Here is a 19,186-nt window from a genome sequence, read left to right as displayed (position 1 = left end):
GGGGGGCGGCCCCGGGGGGGGGGGCCCGGCCCCCCCCTCGCGCGGCGGGTCGCCGCGCCCCGCCGGCGGGGGGGCCCCCCCCCCCCCCCCCGGGGGGGCCCCCCCCCCGCACCGATGGGTCAGTTCTCGCAGCCGATGCCGTCGCCGTCCCGGTCGAGCTTCGGGCGGTAGCCCGGGTCGCCGCGGTACACGGGTGCCGCGCCGGCCGCGCGGGCCGCGTCGCAGTTCTGGTAGTACACCGACGGTTCCGGGGCGTCGTAGGTCTTCGCGACGTACGGCTCCGGCTCGGGTGCCGGGTCGACGGGGGCCTCGGGGGCGCTGTCCACGGTACGCGGGAGGCGCGCCGGGCTCGGCGGCGCGGGCGCGACCAGCCGCACCACGACCGGCGCCGACAGCCGCACCGCGGTGCCCGCCGCCGGTTCGATGCCGCTGACCACCCAGGTCTCCGGTACCGGCATCGCCGAGGACGCGTCGTCGGACACCGCGGTCACCGCGGTCAGCCCCAGCGCGCGCAGCTCGTCGAGCACCGCCCGGGCGCCGCGACCCTCGACGACCGGCAGCGCCACCTCGGGTTCCGCGACCTCCGCTTCCGCCGGTTCGACCGGCACCGGGGTGGTCGCCACCGGGGAGACCGGAGCCCGCTCGGCCTGCGGCGGCGAAGCGCACGAGGCCGCCAGACCGACGACGAACAGCAGCAGGAAGACGCCACCGGTGATCCACGGCCACTTGCGCTGGTGCGGCCGCGGCCGGGAGGACGCGTTCGGCAGCTGCGGGAACGTCCGCATACCCATGTCCGTTTTCTCTTTTCCGCCCCGGAGGGCGCATCGGGCCCGATGCCGTTCACCAGGCTCGATGGACATGTCGCCGAACACGGACGGTCGTTACCGAATGCACTCCGTCGGCCTAACGGCACCGGCGGACGAGGGACGGGATCGACCGCGCGCCACACCGCCGCACCCGACCGGGCGCGTCGACCGCCGAACGGGCCACGGACGCGGGGGCCCGCGGCACGCCGGAGCGCACCGCGGGCCCTGGTGGCACCGATCAGGCCGATTCCTCGTCCCGGTTCGTGTCCCAGCGGGTGTGGAACGAGCCCTCCACGTCGGTGCGCCGGTAGGTGTGCGCGCCGAAGTAGTCGCGCTGCGCCTGCGTCACCGCGGCGGGCAGCCGCTCCGCCCGCAGCGCGTCGTAGTACGACAGCGCCGCCGAGAAGCCCGGCGTCGGGATGCCCAGCTCGGCGGCCGTGACCACCACGCGGCGCCACGCGTCCTGCGCGGCGGCGAGCTCCCGGGAGAACTCGGCGTCGGCCAGCAGCGTCGGCAGCGCCGGGTCCGCCGCGTAGGCGTTGCGGATCCGGTCCAGGAACGCGGCGCGGATGATGCAGCCACCGCGCCAGATCGTGGCCATCGCGCCCAGGTCGACGTCCCAGCCGTACTCACGGCTGCCCACCGAGATCATGTTCCAGCCCTGCGCGTAGGACACGACCTTCGACGCGTACAGCGCCTGCTCCACGTCCTCGGCGAGCCGCTTCGCGTCCTCCCCGGACAGCGCGGCGGGCTGCGGACCGGCCAGGCCGCGGGCGGCTTCGCGCAGGTCGCCGTGCCCGGACAGGCTGCGGGCGAACACCGCCTCGGCGATGCCGGAGACCGGGACGCCCAGTTCGAGCGCGGTCTGCACCGTCCAGCGGCCGGTGCCCTTCTGCTCCGCCTGGTCCTGGATGACGTCCACGAACGCGGAGCCGGTGCGGGCGTCGGTGTGGGTGAGCACCTCGGCGGTGATCTCCACCAGGTACGAGGCGAGCCTGCCCTCGTTCCAGCCGCGGAACACGTCGGCGATGGCGGCCGGTTCCAGCCCGCCCGCGTGCCGCAGCAGGTCGTAGGACTCGGCGATGAGCTGCATGTCGGCGTACTCGATGCCGTTGTGCACCATCTTCACGAAGTGCCCGGCGCCGCCGGGGCCGACGTGCGTGCAGCAGGGGGTGCCGTCCACGTGGGCGCTGATCTTCTCCAGCATCGGCCCGAGCGACTCGTAGGCCTCCGCGGAACCGCCCGGCATGATCGACGGGCCGTTCAGCGCGCCCTCCTCACCACCGGAGATGCCGGTGCCGACGAAGTGCAGGCCGCGGGCGCGCAGCGCCTCGTCGCGGCGGCGGGTGTCCTCGAAGTGCGCGTTGCCGCCGTCGATGATCACGTCGCCCTCGTCGAGCAGCGGGGCCAGCTCGTCGATCACCGCGTCGGTGGGGCCGCCCGCCTTGACCATGATGACGACCCGGCGGGGGCGCTCCAGCGAGGCCACCAGGTCGGCCGCGGACTCGGCGGCGACGAACTCGCCTTCCTCGGCGAAGCGCTCCATGAACTCGTGGGTGCGTCCGACGGAGCGGTTGTGCACGGCCACGGTGTAGCCGTTGCGCGCGAAGTTGCGGGCCAGATTGCGCCCCATGACCGCGAGACCGGTGACGCCTACCTGCGCCAGCTTCGACATGAATACCTCTTTCGCTCCGGATGACTCGTGGGAACAACTCCGCCGCCGCGGCGGGTGTTCCCGGTACGGCGAACATCACCTCGGTGGGTGGTGCTCGCATGGTGCATGCTCCCCCGATTCGGGCGGGGCGGCGGGGTCAGCCGTCCAGGTCCTCGATGGTGGCGACCGACGGGCGCTCGGTGGCGCGCAGCCGGTCCGCGACCCGTTCGGCGTCACCGAGCACGCGGATCGCGTTGCGGTGGGCCAGTTTCGCGAGGTCCTCTTCGGACCAGCCGCGATCGATCAGTTCGGCGAACAGGTTCGGGTACCCCGCCACGTCGGCGAGGTCCTCGGGGGTGCTGACGACGCCGTCGAAGTCGCCGCCGATCCCCAGGTGGTCGATGCCTGCCACCTCGCGCATGTGGTCGAGGTGGTCGGCGACGGTGGCCGCGGTGGCGCGCGGGCACGGGTGCTCGGCCTCGTGTTCGGCGCGGAACGCGCGCACCCGCTCGCCGTCGTCCGCGTCGATCCCCGCGGCGGCCAGCGCGGCTTCGTAGTCGCGCAGCCAGTCCCGGGTCTCCTGCCGCACGAACGTGGGCACGAACGTCGCCATCGCGACGCCGCCGTTGGCGGGCAGCGCGGCGAGCACGTCGTCGGGGATGTTGCGCGGGTGGTCGCAGAGCGCGCGCGACGACGAGTGCGAGAAGATCACCGGGGCGCGGGAGACGCGCAGGGCGTGCCGCATGGTGTCGGCGGAGACGTGCGAGAGGTCCACCAGCATCCCGATCCGGTTCATCTCCCGCACCACCTCCTCGCCGAAGCGGGTGAGGCCGTGCGCGGCGGGTTCGTCGGTCGCCGAGTCGGCCCACGGCACGTTGTCGTTGTGCGTGAGCGTCAGGTACCGCACACCGCGCGCGTGGAAGGCGCGCAGCGTGGCCAGCGAGCAGGCGATGCTGTGCCCGCCCTCGGCGCCCATCAGCGAGGCGATGTGACCGTCGGCCATCGCGGCCCGCACCTCCGCTGCGGTGCCCGCCAGGCGCAGCCGGTCGGGGTGCCGCTCGACCAGCCGCAGCACGCAGTCGATCTGCTCCAGGGTGGCGGGGGGCGCGCGGGCGCCCTGCAGCTCGGCTTCCACGTAGACCGACCAGAACTGACCGCCGACCCCGCCCGCGCGCAGCCGCGCCAGGTCGGTGTGCAGCGACGCGGACTGGTCCTGGGCGATGTCCAGCCGCTCCAGGTCGTAGGCGCGGTGCTTGCGCAGCGCCCACGGCAGGTCGTTGTGCCCGTCCAGGACCGGGTGCCGCGCCAGCAGGGCCCGCGCTCGTTCCACCGAGGTCGGTTCCGCGTCGCTCATGGCACCTCACGTTCGGTCGCGCGCCCGGTGGGCGCGGGGGACTCGTTCCTCCGAGGTGTCTACCCGCACGGCCACCGGGCTTCAAGGCGATCGCGGGGACTGTTCGATCACGTGTTCTTCGTACACTGTGGACTCGACGTGTCGGGGAACCGGACGGATCGGACTCGGTGTCGGGTGCCCGCGCCGGTGCCTGCCCGTACCGTGGGGCGCGGAGCATCCGAACCACCGGGAAGGGACGCTGAGCGACATGACCAGCGCAGACGTGCTCGTCGACGGATACGACCGGATCCAGGGGGCGGTGCACGAGGCGGTCCGCGGACTCGAACCGGAGCAGCTGGAGTTCCGCCTCGACCCGCAGGCCAACACCATCGCCTGGCTCGCCTGGCACCTCACGCGGGTGCAGGACGACCACCTGGCGGGCGCCGCCGGGACCGAGCAGGCGTGGCTGGCCGAGGGCTGGCGGGACCGGTTCGACCTGCCCTTCGACGCGGCGGACATCGGCTACGGGCACAGCTCCGGCCAGGTCGCGCAGGTGCAGGCCTCCGCCGAGCTCCTGCTCGGCTACCAGGACGCGGTGCACGAGCGGACCGTCAGCTACGTCCGCGCGCTCACCGACGCGGACCTGGACGAGGTGATCGACGCGGACTGGAGCCCGCCGGTCACCCGCGGGGTGCGCCTGGTGAGCGTGCTCGCGGACGGGTTGCAGCACGCCGGACAAGCAGCCTTCATCCGCGGCGTACTCGAACGGCGGTGACGAGCCGGCTCAACTCCTGTTGCGGGGTGGGGCGGGTGGCGGAACCTCAGCGGGATTCTCGCTGCGGGATCGTTTTCACCGGTGGCTCCCGCAGGAGAAATCGCTGTCCTCGCGAGGAACCAGCTGAGAAGCCGCGGCGGTGCGAGTTGCTCGGGTGGTCGGCTGCTCAGCGGCTGCGCCGCTGACAGGAAGGACGATGGGGGCGCGGGGAGGTCCGACGACAGGTGACCGGTCAGTAGGTGGTCCGGAGGAGGTCGTGGAGTTGGGGTTCCGCTGCGTCGGCGGGGTTGTTGCGGGTCACGGGGTCAGCGGCCGCCGCCGCGGCGATCGAGGGCAGCATGTCGCGCCGCACGCCCAGGTCCCGCAGCGGGGAGCGGATCTCCAGCCCGTCGGCGAGGTCGCGAGCGCACCGGATCGCCGCGGCCGCGCCACCGCCGGCCCCCATGGCACGAGCCGCGTCGGCGTAGGCCTCCCCCGCGGTGTCGGCGTTGAACTCCATGACGGTCTCCAGCACCGCGGCCAGCGCCACGCCGTGCGGCGTCCCGGCATGACCGGTGATCGCGTGCCCGAGGCCGTGCACCAGTCCCAGCCCGGACAGGGTGAGCGCCTGCCCCGCCAGGTGCGCGCCCAGCATCACCCGGGAACGCGCCTCCAGGTCGGTGCCGTCCCGGTGCGCGACGGGCAGCCAGCGGGCGACGAGCGCGATGGCCTGCGCCGCGTAGGCCGCGGAGATCGGGTTCGCGCCACGGGACGACAGCGATTCGATGCCGTGCACCAGCGCGTCCAGCCCGGTGGCGGCGGTGATGCGCGCGGGCAGCCCGGTGGTGAGCTCCGGGTCGAGCACGGCGACGGCGGGCCGCACCGAGGCGTGTCCCAGATAGACCTTGCGGCGGGTGGCCGGGTCCTCGATGACGCCGAATCCGTTGGTCTCGGCGCCGGTCCCGGCGGTGGTGGGGATCGCCACCAGCGGCAGCCCCGGAAGCCGCGGTTGGGCCCGCAGCGCGATGGCCTTCGCCGCGTCCAGCGGTGATCCGCCGCCGAGCGCGACCACGGCGGCCGAGCCGAACCGCTCCAGCCCCGCCGCACCGGTTTCCACAGTGGACAACGTGGGATTGGCGGCGACGTCGTCGAAGACGGCGTGCTCCAGCCCGGCCTCGGCCAGCACCGCCAGCACCCGGTCCAGGATTCCCGCGGCGCGCACGCCCCGGTCGGTGATCAGGTAGACCCGGTGGTGGCCGAGCTCGTCGATCAGCCGGGGCAGCGCGGCGATGCGCCCCGGGCCGAACTCGATGCGGCAGGTCGGTTCGATGCTGAGCCCGTCGGCGGGCAGCTCCTGGTCGCGCATGCGGACACCTCCGGTCAGGACAGGTCGATCCAGGTGGTCTTGAGCGCGGTGCACCCGGCCAGCGCGTGCAGGGACTTGTCCCGCCCGGCCCCGCTGGCGCCGAACCCGCCGAACGGCGTGATCACGTCGCTGGCGTCGAAGGTGTTGACCCACACGGTGCCCGCGCGCAGCCGCCGCGCCGCCCGGTGCGCGGTCGTCACGTCCCGGGTCCACACCGAGGCGACCAGCCCGTACTCGGTGTCGTTGGCGAGCCGGACGCCCTCGTCCGCGTCGCCGTCGTAGCCGAGCACGGTCAGGACCGGCCCGAAGATCTCCTCCCGCGCCGCGGGCGATTCCGGCGGCACGCCGGCCAGGATCGTCGGCGGGAAGAAGGTGCCGTGCAGCGCTTCGCCGCCGAGCACCGCGGTGGCGCCGTCGGCGAGGCCGCGCGCCACGTACCCGGACACCCGCCGCAGCTGCGCCTCGTCGACCAGCGGGCCGACGACGGTGGCCGGGTCGAGCGGGTCGCCGACGCGGAACGTCTCCTCGGTCAGCCGCACCACCTCGGCCAGCAGCCGGTCCTCGACGTCGCGGTGCACGACCAGCCGCGATCCGGCGTTGCAGGTCTGCCCCGCGTTGTAGAAGATCCCCCACGCGATCGCCGAGGCCGCCGCGGTGAGGTCGGCGTCCGGCAGCACCAGCTGCGGCGACTTGCCGCCCGCCTCGACGGCGACCTGCTTGCCGTTGGACTCGCCCGCGTACACCTGGAAGCGGCGGCCGACCTCGGCGGAACCGGGCCCCGCTCTCGTGCCCCCGGCCGGGCGCCCCCCCCGCGGGGGCCCGGCCGGCCCCCCCCCCCCCGGCCCCCCGCCCCCCCCCCCGGCCGGCCGGCCCGCCGCGGCGCCGCGGCGGGCGAGCAGCAGCGCGCCCAGCGAGGTCTGCTCGGCCGGTTTCAGCACCACCGAGTTGCCGGTGGCCAGCGCGGGCGCGATCTTCCACGAGGTGATCAGCAGCGCGTAGTTCCACGGCACCACCGCGCCGATCACGCCGAGCGGTTCCCGGGTGACCAGCGCCAGCGCGTCCTGCGGGGCGGGCGCGACCTCGCCGGAGGTCTTGTCGACGGCCTCCGCGTACCAGGTGAGGGTGTGCGCGGCGCCGGCCACGTCGACGCGGCGGGCTTCGGCGAGCGGTTTGCCCATCTCCAGGCTGTCCAGCAGCGCCAGCTCGTCGGCGTGCTCGCGGATCAGCTCGGCCCAGCGCAGCAGGACCTCCTTGCGCCGCCCCGGATCCAGCCCCCGCCAGCGGCCGTCGTCGAACGCGGTGCGGGCGGCGCGCACCGCGCGGTCCACCTCGGTGGCGGTGCAGGCCGCGACCCTGGCGAGCTCGGTGCCGTCGCGGGGGCTGGTGCTGGGGAAGGTCTCGCCGGTGGCGACGAACTCACCGTCGATGAACGGCCGCGTCTCCGGCGTGCCGATCAGCGCCGAGCTCGGCGCGTCCAGGGCGGGGGTCACGGGATTCCTCCGATCTTGGTGTCGGCGATGACGTCCTCGTCGAGCTCCACTCCGAGACCCGGGACCTGCGGCACGGCGACCGCGCCGTCCGCTCGGACCTCGACGGGCCGGGCCAGCAGGAAGTCCCGGCGCCGCGGCGTCCAGCCGGGCGGGTCGTAGGGGAACTCGAAGTGCGGCCCGCCGCCGACCCCCGCGGCGACGTGCAGGTTCGCCAGCAGCCCGATGCCGTTGGTCCAGCTGTGCGGGGTGAAGTGGCGGTGCTTGAGCCGGGCCAGCTCGGCGATGGTGCGGGCCCGGTGCATGCCGACGGCCAGCACCACGTCCATCTGGTAGACGTCGAGGACGTCCTGCTCCAGGTAGCGCAGCAGGTCGGGCACCGAGTGCTGCATCTCCCCCGCCGCGATGCGCACCTCCGGGTACCGGGCGCGCAGGGCGCGGAACCCGGCGAGGTCGTGGTACGGCAGCGGTTCCTCGACCCAGCTCACGCCGATCTCGGCGAGCCGCCGGACGGTGCGGGAGGTCGTGGCGAAGTCCACCGCGTCGGCGGTGTCACCGGCCATCCGCCAGGACTGGTTGAGGTCCACCATGATGTCGAAGTCCGGGCCGAGGGCGTCGCGGGCGGCGGCGACGGTCGCGATGCCCTCCTCGACGCCGTCCGGGGCGATGCGGATCTTCATGGCGCGGAACCCCGCCTGCCGCGCGGCCAGCGCCGACTCGACGCGCTCGGCCGGCGGCTTCAGCTCGGCGGTGGAGGCGTAGGCGGGCAGCGCGTCGGCGGCACCGCCGAACAGCACCGACACCGGCACCCCGGTGGCCTTGCCGATGACGTCCCACAGCGCGGCCTCCAGCGGCCAGAACGCACCGCCGTGGAAATTGGCCGTCTCGATGGCCTTGACGTGCCGGTCGATCCGCAGCGGATCGGTGCCGAGGAACAGGTGCCGCACCGCGTCGAACCCGGTCATGGTGTCACCGGAGCCGATGCCGGTGATGCCCTCGTCGGTGCGCACCCGCACCACGGTGGCGTCGAAGTGCTCCCGCGGGCGCGGGTCCCAGGCGGCGTGCAGCGGCGGGTCCAGCGGCAGCCGCAGCCGGTCCACGGAGATGTCGGTGATCTTCATCTGACCTCCCGGAACCGAAGCTAGGAACCCGCCGGCCCGCAGGACAACCCACCGCGACCGATCGAGACCCGAGTTGCACTGGCGACAACCGGACGACCCCGCCCCGAACCGCGCCCGCAGTTGCTTGGCAGCGGCGAAGCCGCTGAACCGCCGACCACCCGAGCAGCGGAACCACCCGCGGGTGCTCAGCTGCTTCCTCGCGAGGACAGCGTTTTCTCCTGTGGCGGAGCCACCGGTGAAAACGATCCCGCAGCGAGGAAGCAGCTGAGGTTCCGCCACCCCAGTGCCCTGCAAAAGGAGCCGACGAAAAGGCATCGTTGAAGACATGAGTGCTCTGCGGCGTGATCTGGAGTTGCTGGAGGCGCTGGGTTCGGCGGAGGCGCAGCGCGCGGGCGGGCTCGGGGTGTCGCGGCTGGCGGTGCTGACCGGGCGGGACAAGAGCCAGGTGTCGCGGGCGCTCAAGGCGCTCGCCGAGGCCGGGGTGGTGGAGCGGCAGCCGGACACCTTGGCCTACCGGCTGGGCTGGCGGCTGTTCTCACTGGTCGCCCGCACCACCGGGGACCGGCTGGTGCGCGCGGCGGAGCCGGTGATGCGCGCCCTGTCCGCGGAGGTCGAGGAGACCAGCCACCTGTGCGTGCTGCGGGAGCGGGAGGTGCTGACGCTGCTGTCGGTGTCCGGGCACTCGTTCCGCGTGCACGACTGGGAGGGCCGCGGGGTGCCCGCACCGTGCACCTCGGCGGGACGGGTGCTGCTGCAGGACGTGACGCCGGACGAGCTGTACGTGCGCTTCGGCACCGAGCTCGGCGCGACGCCGCCCGGGTCGACGGTGCGCACCCTGCCGGAGCTGTGGTCGCGGATCAGGGAGGCGGCGCGGACCGGCTACGCGCAGGTCCGCGAGGTGTTCGAGACCGGCCTGGTGGGCGTGTCCGCGCCGGTCCGGGACTTCCGCGGCCGGGTGGTGGCGGCGCTGAACCTGTCCGCCCCGGCGCAGCGCCTCGCCGACCACCTCGACGCGGCGGGCCGGGCCACCGCCAGGGCGGCCACCCGCATCTCCCACGAACTGGGCGCCGCCTGAGTCCCCGCCATGCCGATCTCACCGCGCGATGCTCGGCCCGAGGTTCCGCCACCCCAGTGCACCGCCACCCGCCACGGATCAGGCGACCGGTTCCGGTTCAGGGTCAGGAGCGGCGCGGCGTTCGCGGCGGTCGATGAGGGTGAGCAGCGGGGTCGCCATGATCGTGGTGACCAGGGCGACGAGCACCAGGACGCTGAACAGCTGCGGCGTGACGATCCCCGCCGCCAGCCCCACGTTGATCGCGATGAGCTGCATCAGCCCGCGCGCGTTCATCAGCGCCCCGACGCGGGTGGCCACCGAGTTCGACTCCCCCGCCAGCCGCGCCGCGGCCCAGCAGGCACCGAGCTTGCCCGCGACCGCGACCAGCACCGCGCCCACCGCGAACAGCAGCACCCCGGAGTCGACCAGCAGCGCCAGGTCGGTGTTCAGCCCGGAGTAGGTGAAGAACAGCGGCAGGAACAGCACGGCGACCGGCTTCATCGTCCGCACCGCCCCGTCCATCGCCGCCGACCGCGGCAGCGCGACGCCGAGGCTGAACGCGCCGAACACGGCGTACAACCCGATCTGGTCGGTGTACCAGGCGGCGAGGAACACGGCGACGACCACCACCATCAGCACCTGCTCGGGGGCGAGCCGCCGCAGCGCGGCGTCGATGCGGCCCCCGGCGCGCACGATCGCGACCAGCGCGAGGACGAACAGCGCGCTGCCGCCTGCGGCGACGGCGAACGGCCCGATGCTGGCGGCGGAGATGCTGAGCACCCCGGCCAGCAGGACCCACGCCACCGCGTCGTCGAGCGCCCCGGCTGCCAGCGAGAGCGAACCGAACCGGGTGCCGGACAGGCCGCGCTCGGTGATGATCCGCGCCATCATCGGGAACGCGGTGATCGACAGCGCCACGGCCACGAACAGCGCCGACACCAGCAGCGGGACGCCCGGCGGGTACATGTCGACGTGCCCGGCGGCCAGCCAGGCCAGCGCGACGCCGAGCAGCATCGGCACGACCACCCCGGCCGCCGAGATCAACGCCGCCGAACCGGCGACCTGCCGGATCTTGTCCACCCGGAACTCGTACCCGGCCTGGAACATGAACACGACGAGCCCGATCTGGCCGACCACGTACAGCACGGGCCGCAGCTCGTCGGGGAAGATCGCCTGCTCCACGCCGGGCGCGAGCAGTCCGAGCACCGAGGGGCCGAGCACGACGCCGGTGACCATCTCGCCGACCACGGGCGGCTGGCCGAAAGCGCGCAGCACCCGGCCGACGAGGCGGCAGGCGAGCAGGATGACGATGGCGGCGAGGAAGAACGCGGGGGCGAGCTCCGTCGGGGTCATGCGGTTCCTCCGGTGGCGGTGGATCGGACGTGGATCCGTTGCGGTGCGGGGATGTCGGTGCACGGCGCGAGGTGCCGGGGCCTCCCGGTCGCGGAGGCCCCGGCCCGATCAGCGGTGCGCGGGGCAGCCCGGCGGCGGTTCCTGCTGCCGGAGCCGTTCGAAGTGGCGGCCGGCGAGCCGCTGCCTGCGCGCGTCCAGCACCATCCAGGTGCCCAGCACCAGCTGCCGCACGCTGCGCTCCACGTCCTCCCACCGATCGCGGATCCGCAGGAAACGCAGCAGCGCCCGGGTGTCCCGCGCGGTGCCGCGGCGCACCAGCACGCACGGCCCTCGGGAGGGCAGCGAACGGGTGTGCCGCACGCTGGATTCGAGCCGGAACCGCGCCAGCACTTCGCGGGTGACCGCGCGCATCGCCAGCGGTGACAGCCGCCACGCGGGGCACGGCCGGTTCGCGGCCACCCCGAACGGGATGTGCGCGGCGTCCTTTGCCGACAGCCGTTCCCAGCGGGACGGGTCGAACGTCTCCGGGTCCTGGTGCCCGGTGGCGTGGTAGTCGGGGTAGCTGAAGCACAGCACCGATCCGCGCGGCAGCGTGGTGCGCTCGTCGACCCGGATGTCGTCGGTGGTGATGCGGTGCGCGATGCCGAACAGCGGGAACACCCGCATCGTCTCGTCCAGCACGTGCGCGAAGTAGCGCTCGTCGCCGGGCTCGTCGGCGAGGCGCCGCTGCACGTGCGGGTGCTGGGCGAGCACCAGCAGCAGGTGCGCCATGCCCTCGGACAGCTGCACCACGGAGGTGTTGAAGAACGTCCCCTGCAGGTAGTGCACCTGCTCCGAAGTGGACAGCGCGCCGGGCAGCTCGTGTACCACGTCCCCCGCGTCGACCCGCGACCGCAGGTAGCGGGTGAGCCGGGCGCGGCGGCGCGGGTGCCGCAGGTCGGTGCACTTGAGCGCGTTCACCACATCGGCGGCGTTGCCGACGATGAGCTCCCGCGCCCGCCGCGGGCAGGGTTCGCCGAAGACGAGTTCGTAGTTGAACTCCGCCCAGATCGGCATCATCAGGTCCCGGAGCCGGTGCACGCCGAGCCGATCGGGCGCGAGCTCGTCGAGCACCTTCGCCGCGCAGCGCGCCGCGGTGGCGGAGAGCGCGTCGCTGGACCCGGCGAGGAACCGCTGCGTGGTGCGGGCGACGTCGTCGTAGCGCGGCCCGGCCTCCAGGTGCTCCTGGTGCACCTCGGGTCCCGGGGACAGCCAGTACCAGAACAGGTCGGAGAGCCCCGCGCCTTCGCTGCGCCCACCGGCGGCCGGGTGCGAGTAGACCTCGCGGAACCGCTCCGGGCCGAACCGCTCGTTCGGCAGCGTGATCGCGTCGTCCCCGTTGACGAGTTCGAAGACCTTGCCGCGCAGCGCGACGACCCGCTGCGGCAGCCAGCGGGGTGCGGTCAGCGCGGCCGCGACGGCGACCCAGGGCAGCAGGCGCACCGGTTTCACCGGAGACCTCCGAATCCGCGCGGTACCACGAGATCCGCGGTCAGGTCGTCGGGGCCGCGGACCCCGCACAGCGCCATGGCGCGCACCACGTCGGCGCCGATCCGGTCCAGCACCTCGCGCACGCCCTTCTCCCCGTCGGCGGCGAGCCCCCACAGCACGGGACGTCCGATGCCGACGGCTTCGGCGCCGAGCGCGAGGGCGGTGACCACGTCGGTGCCGCGGCGCACCCCGCCGTCGAGCAGCAGCGGGAGGGTGCCGCCGATGGCGCGGGTGATGCGCGGCAGCACGTCGATCGGCGCCGGGGCCGCGTCGAGCTGTCTGCCGCCGTGGTTGGACACGATGATCCCGTCGACGCCCTGGGCGACGGCGAGGTGCGCGTCGTCCGGGTGCAGGATCCCCTTCAGCAGCACGGGAAGCGCGGTGGTGGCGCGCAGCACCTCCAGGTGCCGCCAGGAGATCTCCGGGGACATCTCGATGTCGCGGGTGCCGCCGGGCGGGCCGCCGGGCAGGTCGCGCATGTTCGCCGCCTCGTACCCGGGCGGCAGGTCGTGGAAGCCGTTGCGCCGGTCGCGCACGTGGTCGCCGAACACCGGCGAGTCCACGGTGACGACCAGCGCGGTGCAGCCCGCGGACTCGGCGCGCTCCACCAGGCGGGCCGTCACCTCGGGGTCCGGTTGCAGGTACAGCTGGAACCACACCGCGGCGTCGGAGCGCACCTGCCGCGCGGCCGCCACCACCTCGTCGACGGCGGTGGTGGCGGCCATGCTGGAGATCAGCACGGTTCCGGTGGCCGCCGCCGCGCGCGCGGTGGCCAGTTCTCCTTCGGGGTGCGCGAGGCGGTGGAACGCCGTGGGCGCCACCAGGACCGGTGCCGCGCCCGGCGCTCCCGGCAGGTCCACCCGCGGCTCCGGTGGCGGGCCGCCGCGCAGCATCCGCGGCAGCAGCGCGAGCCGGGCGAACGAGTTCTCGTTGTCCGCCAACGCGAACTCGTCCGCCGCCCCTCCCGCGTAGTAGTCGTGGATCGCCGGTTCCAGCAGTTCCTTCGCCCGGTCGTGCAAGTCGGCGAAGAGGTTCACCGGGCACCCGCCGGTGCCGCCACCCGCCCCCGCAGGAACTCGCGCAGCGGCGCGCGGTGCACCTGCTCGCTGTCCCACTCGTTCTCCAGGTTCTCGGTGATGTGGTGCTCGGCGAGCAGCTCGCCGCCGCGGAAGTGCCGCACCACCGGGTGCAGGTAGCGGCCGTCGAGCCCACGGGTGTCCTGCTGGGAGGTGCGGCTGTGCTCGACGTCGAACGGGTTGACCCGGTCGTGGTCCGCGCCGTATTCGAGGGTGATGGTCAGGTAGGAGTCGACCTCGCCGAACTCGCCGGTGTGCGCGGTCTCGTGCAGGTGGTCGAGGGGCACCTCCTCGGCGTAGCGCGCGCCGTCCGGGCCGAGCAGCACGGCGTCGGCGAGGAACCCGAACAGCTGCCACAGCGCGGAGCTGCGGTTGACCCGTTCGATGATCGCGTCGGTGACGGCTTCCGGCGTTCCCCGGACGTCCGTCCCGGGCCAGGCCACCTCGTGGTCGCGGCGCTCCAGGATGCGGTGCAGCGCGCGCACCCCGTAGCGGAAGCCGTGGATGAAGCCGCTGGTGGACTTCTTGAAGTCGCGGACCTGCGTGATGGTGCCCGCGAAGTGCAGCCCGGGCACGTTCACCGATTCCCACGCCGCGGTCTGCGCGGGGAACCGGTCGGCGATGGTGAGCTCGGGCCGGCATTCGGGCGCGAACATCGAGGCGTCGAACCGGAATCCGGTGGCCAGCAGCACCCGGTCGTAGCGGATCTCCTTGACGACCTCGTCGACGCGTTCGAAGCTGACCCGCACCAGGTAGGAGTCGCCGTCCCTGCGGATGCCGAGGATCCGCCCGTCCAGCAGCGCGTTCTGCGACTTCAGCTGGTAGGTGTCCAGGAAGTTGTTGTTCACCGCGCGCAGGTGCCCGACGAAGTGGGTCTGCCAGGCGAGCTTGAGCGAGCCGGACCCGGCGACGTGGATGACGGCGGCGTTCTCGATGAGCCCGTCTGCGGTCTCGAACGCGGAGTTGCCGCGGCCGATGATGAGCACCCGCTGCCCGGTGTAGTCCTCGGGGTCGACGGACATCTCGGTGTAGGGCTCGGCGTGCTCGACGCCGTCGATGTCCGGGATGTGCGGCCGGGTGACGCCGGTGGCGACGATGACGCGCCGGGCCCGGTAGGTGTTTCCGTTCTGGTCGCGGGCGACGAACTCGTCGGGCTTGGCGACCTCGACGATGCGAGTGCCGTAGCGGATCCGCAGCCGGTGGGTCTCGGCGTAGTCGGCGAGGTAGCGCAGCAGGTCGTCGGCGGCCGGGAAGTAGCGCGGCGTGTACGAGGTGAGCAGCGGCGCGTTCTCCTCGGACAGCAGCGAGTTCCAGTCGGTGCGCAGGTTCAGTTCCGGATCGTCCCATCCGGTGTGCACCTTGTTGATGGAGATGAGCTTGCGGTGCCGCGGGAACTCGGCGAAGAATGTACCGGGCGACTCTCCCGACTCGACGATGAGATAATTGCGTCCGGCCCGCTCCAAGTAATATCCGGCTTGGAGTCCTGCCGGGCCGGCGCCGATCACGAGATAATCAAGAGAGCGCTCTTCGGACACTGGTTGATTCGCCTCCCACCAGCACAAACAACGGATTGTTTGAACCTTAAAGCACAGCGGGTCAACCCGTACACGTGATGCAGATCACAGCATCTTCCCGTGGTTGGAGATCCGCCGGAATGGTAGAGATCCCCATTGTCCGAACGCCAGCGGGAAACTCGTGCTCCGAGCGACCGAATCCATACGACTATTTGACGGAAAGCGGTAAAAATGGGAGAGAGAACAGACTCGGGTGACCATGAACACCGATCTCGGGCACAACCTTTTCCGCAGTCCGTGATCGACGCGCTCGGCGCCGACCCGCTCACCCCCGCGTTCGAGCACGGCGACCGGATCGTGGTGCGCGGCGAGCTGCTGGAACTCATCGGCCGGTGCACCGCCGGGCTGCGCGCGGCCGGGCTCGGCCCGCGCCACGGCGTCGCCATCGACACCGCCGTCACGCCCGAGGGCTTCGCCGTCCAGATCGCGGCGCACGTCCTCGGCTGCCGCGTCGTCGGCCTGCGCCCCGGCCTCACCGCCGCGCAGCTCGCGCACGTGCTCGGCCAGGACGTGCGCGCCGTCGTCACCGACGACCCGCGCCCGCAGCTGCACGAGGCCGCCGGTGCCGCCCGGGTGCTCGAACTCGGCCCGGAACTGCTGCGCGCGCAGGAGACCCCGGTCGCGCGCGGCGAGCTCGACGACGCCGCGCTCGTCGTGTTCACCAGCGGCAGCACCGGAACACCCAAGGGCACCGTGTTCGACTACCGCGCCATGAGCGGGCACTGGAGCTGGCACGCACCGGCGTGGACCGAGCGCACCGCGGAACTCGCCGCGAAGTACCGGCGGTTCCTGCTGTTCGGCACGCTCAGCAGCGCCGTCGTGCAGGAGCACCTGGCGCTGTGCCTGCTCTCCGGCGGCACCGCGGTGATCCCGCGCGAGGCGCCGGAATTCCCGCGGGTGCTGGCGGAACTGCGGATCACCGCCTGCCTGCTCACCGTCGCGCGGCTGCACCAGATCCTCGACGCGCTGGGCGAGCAGGAGCACGACCTGAGCGCCGCCCGGATGCTGCTGGTCGCCGGTTCACCGCTGGCCCCGCACAAGCTCGCCGAAGCGCACGCCCGCATCGGCCCGGCCGTGCACCTGGGCTACGGGCAGACCGAGACCGGCATGCTCAGCCTGCTGTCCGCGGCCGACATCGCCGAGCGGCAGCAGGCCGCGAACTCCGTCGGCCGCCCGTGGGACGGCGTGCGGGTCGAGGTCCGGGACGCCGACGGGCTGCCCCTGCCCGCCGGGGCCGACGGCGAGGTGTGGGTGCGCACCGCCCACTCGCTGCGCGGCTACTGGCAGGACCCCGCCGAAACGGCCGAGGTGCTGCGCGACGGCTGGGTGCGCACCCGGGACGTGGGACACCTGGACGAGGCGGGCTTCCTGCACCTGACCGGGCGTGTCCGGGACGTGGTGATCGTGAACGCGATCCTGCACTACGCGGGCCCGATCGAACGGGCGCTCGCCGGGCATCCCGCGGTGGACCAGGCGTACGTGGTCGGCGTCCCGGACGAGCGGACCGGGGAGGCGATCCACGCCCACCTCGTGCTCGCCGGGGACGTGGAACCCGACCACGCGGAGCTGCGCGAACTGGTCGCCGCCGAGCTGGGTCCGGCCGCCGCGCCCGCCGTGATCCGGGTGGTGCGGCAGGTGCCGCTGACCGCGGCGGGCAAGCCGGACAAGGCGGCGCTGCGGGCGTTGACCACGATCCCCGAGCCGCGGTGATCCCCGGCGGGGCGTTCGCGGGCCCCGGCCGGAACAAAAGTGTAGTGACTACAAGTTTGAAGTCACTTCATGTACCGTTCCCGTCGAGGGACCCGCTCCCGCCCCGCAGGAAGGACCGCCATGCCCACTCCCCCGCCCCGGATCGCCGTGATCGGCGGTGGCCCCGCCGGGCTCACCTTCGCCCGCGTGCTGCAACGGCACGGCCTGCCCGTCACCGTCCACGAACGGGACCGCGACCCGGTGGACCGCGCGCAGGGCGGCAGCCTCGACCTGCACCGGGATTCCGGGCAGGTGGCGCTGACCGCGGCCGGGCTGCTCGACGAGTTCTTCGCCGCGTCCCGGCCGGAAGGCCAAGCGCTGCGGCTGCTCGACCGGGCCGGGGCCGTGCTGCTCGACGCGCCCGCCGACCCGGACGACCGGTTCAAACCGGAGATCGACCGCGGCGAGCTGCGCGCCCTGCTGCTCGGCTCGCTCGAACCCGGCACCGTCGAGTGGGACCGCCGGTTGCGCGCCGCCGTCCCCCTCGGCGACGGGCGGCACCGCCTCGACTTCACCGACGGGCGCAGCACCACCTGCGACCTGCTCGTCGGCGCCGACGGGGCGCGTTCCGCGGTGCGGCCGCTGCTCTCGGACGCCGAACCCGCGCACTCCGGCGTCGTGTTCGTCGACGTGGTGCTCACCGACGTGGACCGCGCGCACCCGGAGCTCGCCGAGCTCATCGGGCACGGCATGACGTTCGCGCTCGACGAGGGCAAGGGACTGCTGGCGCAGCGCAACAGCGGTGGTGTCATCCGGGTGCACGCCGCGTTCCGCGGCCCGTCGGACTGGGGACGCGACCTGGACCGCGGTGCGCTGCGCGCCGTGCTGCTGGAGATGTTCGCCGACTTCGGGCCGGTGCTGCGGGACGTGCTGCACCGCGGCGAGGGCCCGTTCGCGGTGCGCGCGATCACCGCGCTGCCGGTCGGCCACCGCTGGACGCACCGGCCGGGCGTGACGTTGCTCGGCGACGCCGCGCACCTGATGTCCCCGTTCTCCGGGCAGGGCGCGAACCTGGCGATGCTCGACGCCGCCGAACTCGCCGAGCGCATCGCCGCGGGCGGGCCGTTGGACGAGGCCGTCGCCGCCTACGAGGAGCGGATGTTCCCCCGCTCCGCCGAAGCCGCCGCCAGAGCCGCGACCGGCATCGAGGACTGCATCGGCCCCGGCGGACCGGCGCACGCGTTCGCCCACTTCCAGGCCATCACGGCCGGAAACCCGCAGCGCACCTAGGATTCCGCGACATGCCCACCCCAGAACCCGCCGGCCGCCGGGAGCGCAAGAAGGCCCAGACCCGCGCCCGCATCGCCGAGACCGCGCTGGAGCTGTTCCTCGAACGCGGCTTCGCCGAGGTGACCACCGCCGAAGTGGCCGAGGCCGCCGACGTCTCGGTGACCACCCTGTTCAACCACTTCCCCAGCAAGGAAGCGCTCGTCGTCGACGAGGACGCCGAACGGGAGGCCGCGCTGGTCGCCGCGGTGCACGACCGCGAGCCCGGGACATCGGTGGTGGACGCGCTGCACCGGTACTTCAGCGGCGTCCGGGAAGCGCTCCTCGGCGACGACGGCGGGGCGCGGTTCCGCGAATTCCGCCGCCTGGTTCGGAGTTCGCCGAGCCTGGGCGAGCACGTGGACCGGATGTGGGCGCGGCACGAGACCTCCCTCGCCGCCGCCATCGCCGAGGACGCGGGCGCACCGGCCGACGATCCGACGGCGCGAGCCTTGGCGCACCTGGTCCTCGCCGCCAGGTCGGTGCCCGGCGATCCCGGCGCCGGATTCGACGCCGCGTTCGCACTGCTGCGCGCGGCCTGGCCCCCGGACGACTGGCCCACCGGATGACCGGCCCACCGGCTCCGCCCGACCCGGTGCACGGACCGTTCACCCGCCCCCAGCACGAGAAGAGGACACCATGACCGCTCGAACCACCCTCCACATCGGACCCGACGTCGAGCTGACCGTCGACGAGGCGGGCGGCTCCGGCCGCCCCGTGCTGGTGCTGCACGGCGGCGGCGGACCGGCCACCGTCGCCCCGATCGTCGAGCACTTCGCGCCCGGCCACCGCGTCCTGGTCCCCGTGCACCCGGGCTGGGAGGGCACCACCCGACCGGACCGGCTCGGCTCGGTCGCCGACCTGGCGCAGGCCTACCTGGGACTGCTCGACGAGCGCGGGCTGCGGGACGTGCTGGTGCTGGGCAGCTCCTTCGGCGGCTGGGTGGCCGCCGCGATGGCGGTGCGCGACCGCGGTGGGCTGCTCGGCGACCTGGTGCTGCTGGACGCCATCGGTCCCGAGATCACCGGCCACGAGATCTCGCTGCCCGCCCCGCCGCCCGGGC

General features: G+C 73.6%; 16 protein-coding genes. 6 read left to right on the top strand and 10 right to left on the bottom strand.

All coding sequences use genetic code 11. The features are described 5' to 3' along the window. Window positions 1-119 precede the first annotated feature (119 nt). From LCD31_RS24495 to LCD31_RS24485, 3 genes are all read right to left on the bottom strand, one after another. The gene (locus LCD31_RS24495) at window positions 120-791 is read right to left on the bottom strand and encodes an excalibur calcium-binding domain-containing protein (protein ID WP_224961730.1); all 672 of its coding nucleotides are present in this window, start codon (window positions 789-791) and stop codon (window positions 120-122) included. Between the two features lie 253 nt (window positions 792-1,044). Continuing rightward, the gene (gndA, locus tag LCD31_RS24490; RefSeq protein WP_224961728.1) at window positions 1,045-2,481 is read right to left on the bottom strand and encodes an NADP-dependent phosphogluconate dehydrogenase; all 1,437 of its coding nucleotides are present in this window, start codon (window positions 2,479-2,481) and stop codon (window positions 1,045-1,047) included. Window positions 2,482-2,617: 136 nt separating this feature from the next. Continuing rightward, window positions 2,618-3,814, bottom strand: a complete 1,197-nt coding sequence (locus tag LCD31_RS24485) for a dipeptidase (RefSeq protein WP_224961726.1) — start codon at window positions 3,812-3,814, stop codon at window positions 2,618-2,620. 247 nt (window positions 3,815-4,061) lie between these two features. Between LCD31_RS24485 and LCD31_RS24480 the strand changes: the two genes are divergently transcribed. After that, window positions 4,062-4,568: a DUF664 domain-containing protein gene (locus tag LCD31_RS24480; RefSeq protein WP_224961724.1), complete on the top strand. Its 507-nt coding sequence runs from the start codon at window positions 4,062-4,064 to the stop codon at window positions 4,566-4,568. Window positions 4,569-4,800: 232 nt separating this feature from the next. Here LCD31_RS24480 and LCD31_RS24475 read toward each other — a convergent pair whose 3' ends face one another. From LCD31_RS24475 to LCD31_RS24465, 3 genes are read right to left on the bottom strand one after another with little or no spacing between them, the layout of a single operon-like run. Continuing rightward, window positions 4,801-5,913 carry an iron-containing alcohol dehydrogenase family protein gene (locus LCD31_RS24475; protein ID WP_224961722.1) on the bottom strand — a complete coding sequence of 371 codons (1,113 nt, stop codon included), beginning with the start codon at window positions 5,911-5,913 and terminating at the stop codon, window positions 4,801-4,803. A 14-nt stretch (window positions 5,914-5,927) separates the two neighbouring features. Then, window positions 5,928-7,403: an aldehyde dehydrogenase family protein gene (locus tag LCD31_RS24470; RefSeq protein WP_224961720.1), complete on the bottom strand. Its 1,476-nt coding sequence runs from the start codon at window positions 7,401-7,403 to the stop codon at window positions 5,928-5,930. Further along, window positions 7,400-8,521, bottom strand: a complete 1,122-nt coding sequence (locus tag LCD31_RS24465) for a mandelate racemase/muconate lactonizing enzyme family protein (RefSeq protein ID WP_224961718.1) — start codon at window positions 8,519-8,521, stop codon at window positions 7,400-7,402. Before LCD31_RS24465 ends, LCD31_RS24470 begins: the two co-directional genes overlap by 4 nt. A gap of 325 nt (window positions 8,522-8,846) precedes the next feature. Between LCD31_RS24465 and LCD31_RS24460 the strand changes: the two genes are divergently transcribed. Continuing rightward, on the top strand, window positions 8,847-9,596 hold the full coding sequence (locus tag LCD31_RS24460) for an IclR family transcriptional regulator (RefSeq protein WP_224961716.1): 750 nt from the start codon (window positions 8,847-8,849) through the stop codon (window positions 9,594-9,596). A 78-nt stretch (window positions 9,597-9,674) separates the two neighbouring features. On the opposite strand, the gene LCD31_RS24455 is transcribed toward LCD31_RS24460, so the two are convergent. The 4 genes from LCD31_RS24455 to LCD31_RS24440 form a co-directional block, all read right to left on the bottom strand. Next, the gene (locus LCD31_RS24455) at window positions 9,675-10,928 is read right to left on the bottom strand and encodes a cation:proton antiporter (RefSeq protein WP_224961714.1); all 1,254 of its coding nucleotides are present in this window, start codon (window positions 10,926-10,928) and stop codon (window positions 9,675-9,677) included. A 108-nt stretch (window positions 10,929-11,036) separates the two neighbouring features. Then, a complete protein-coding gene (locus LCD31_RS24450) occupies window positions 11,037-12,419 on the bottom strand; it encodes a cytochrome P450 (RefSeq protein ID WP_224961712.1) in 1,383 nt (460 codons plus the stop codon). After that, complete coding sequence (locus tag LCD31_RS24445; RefSeq protein WP_224961710.1) at window positions 12,416-13,495, bottom strand: alpha-hydroxy acid oxidase; 1,080 nt, start codon at window positions 13,493-13,495, stop codon at window positions 12,416-12,418. The genes LCD31_RS24450 and LCD31_RS24445 overlap by 4 nt, the downstream gene beginning before the upstream one ends. Next, window positions 13,492-15,069 (bottom strand): NAD(P)-binding domain-containing protein, encoded by a 1,578-nt coding sequence (locus tag LCD31_RS24440; RefSeq protein WP_224961708.1) that lies wholly within the window; start codon window positions 15,067-15,069, stop codon window positions 13,492-13,494. The genes LCD31_RS24445 and LCD31_RS24440 overlap by 4 nt, the downstream gene beginning before the upstream one ends. A gap of 276 nt (window positions 15,070-15,345) precedes the next feature. Between LCD31_RS24440 and LCD31_RS24435 the strand changes: the two genes are divergently transcribed. The 4 genes from LCD31_RS24435 to LCD31_RS24420 all read left to right on the top strand — a co-directional run. Then, entirely contained in the window at window positions 15,346-16,818 is a 1,473-nt protein-coding gene (locus LCD31_RS24435) for a class I adenylate-forming enzyme family protein (RefSeq protein WP_224961706.1), read from the top strand. Window positions 16,819-16,938: 120 nt separating this feature from the next. Next, window positions 16,939-18,087: an NAD(P)/FAD-dependent oxidoreductase gene (locus LCD31_RS24430; RefSeq protein WP_224961704.1), complete on the top strand. Its 1,149-nt coding sequence runs from the start codon at window positions 16,939-16,941 to the stop codon at window positions 18,085-18,087. Window positions 18,088-18,098: 11 nt separating this feature from the next. Next, window positions 18,099-18,692, top strand: a complete 594-nt coding sequence (locus LCD31_RS24425; RefSeq protein WP_224961702.1) for a TetR/AcrR family transcriptional regulator — start codon at window positions 18,099-18,101, stop codon at window positions 18,690-18,692. A 70-nt stretch (window positions 18,693-18,762) separates the two neighbouring features. After that, on the top strand, window positions 18,763-19,186 hold a 424-nt coding region (locus LCD31_RS24420; RefSeq protein ID WP_224961700.1), incomplete at its 3' end, for an alpha/beta fold hydrolase.

The organism is Saccharopolyspora sp. 6M, assembly GCF_020176775.1.
GTDB lineage: Bacteria > Actinomycetota > Actinomycetes > Mycobacteriales > Pseudonocardiaceae > Saccharopolyspora_C > Saccharopolyspora_C gregorii.
Note: the sequence above shows the minus strand (reverse complement) of the source record. Positions and strands in the feature narration are given on the sequence as shown.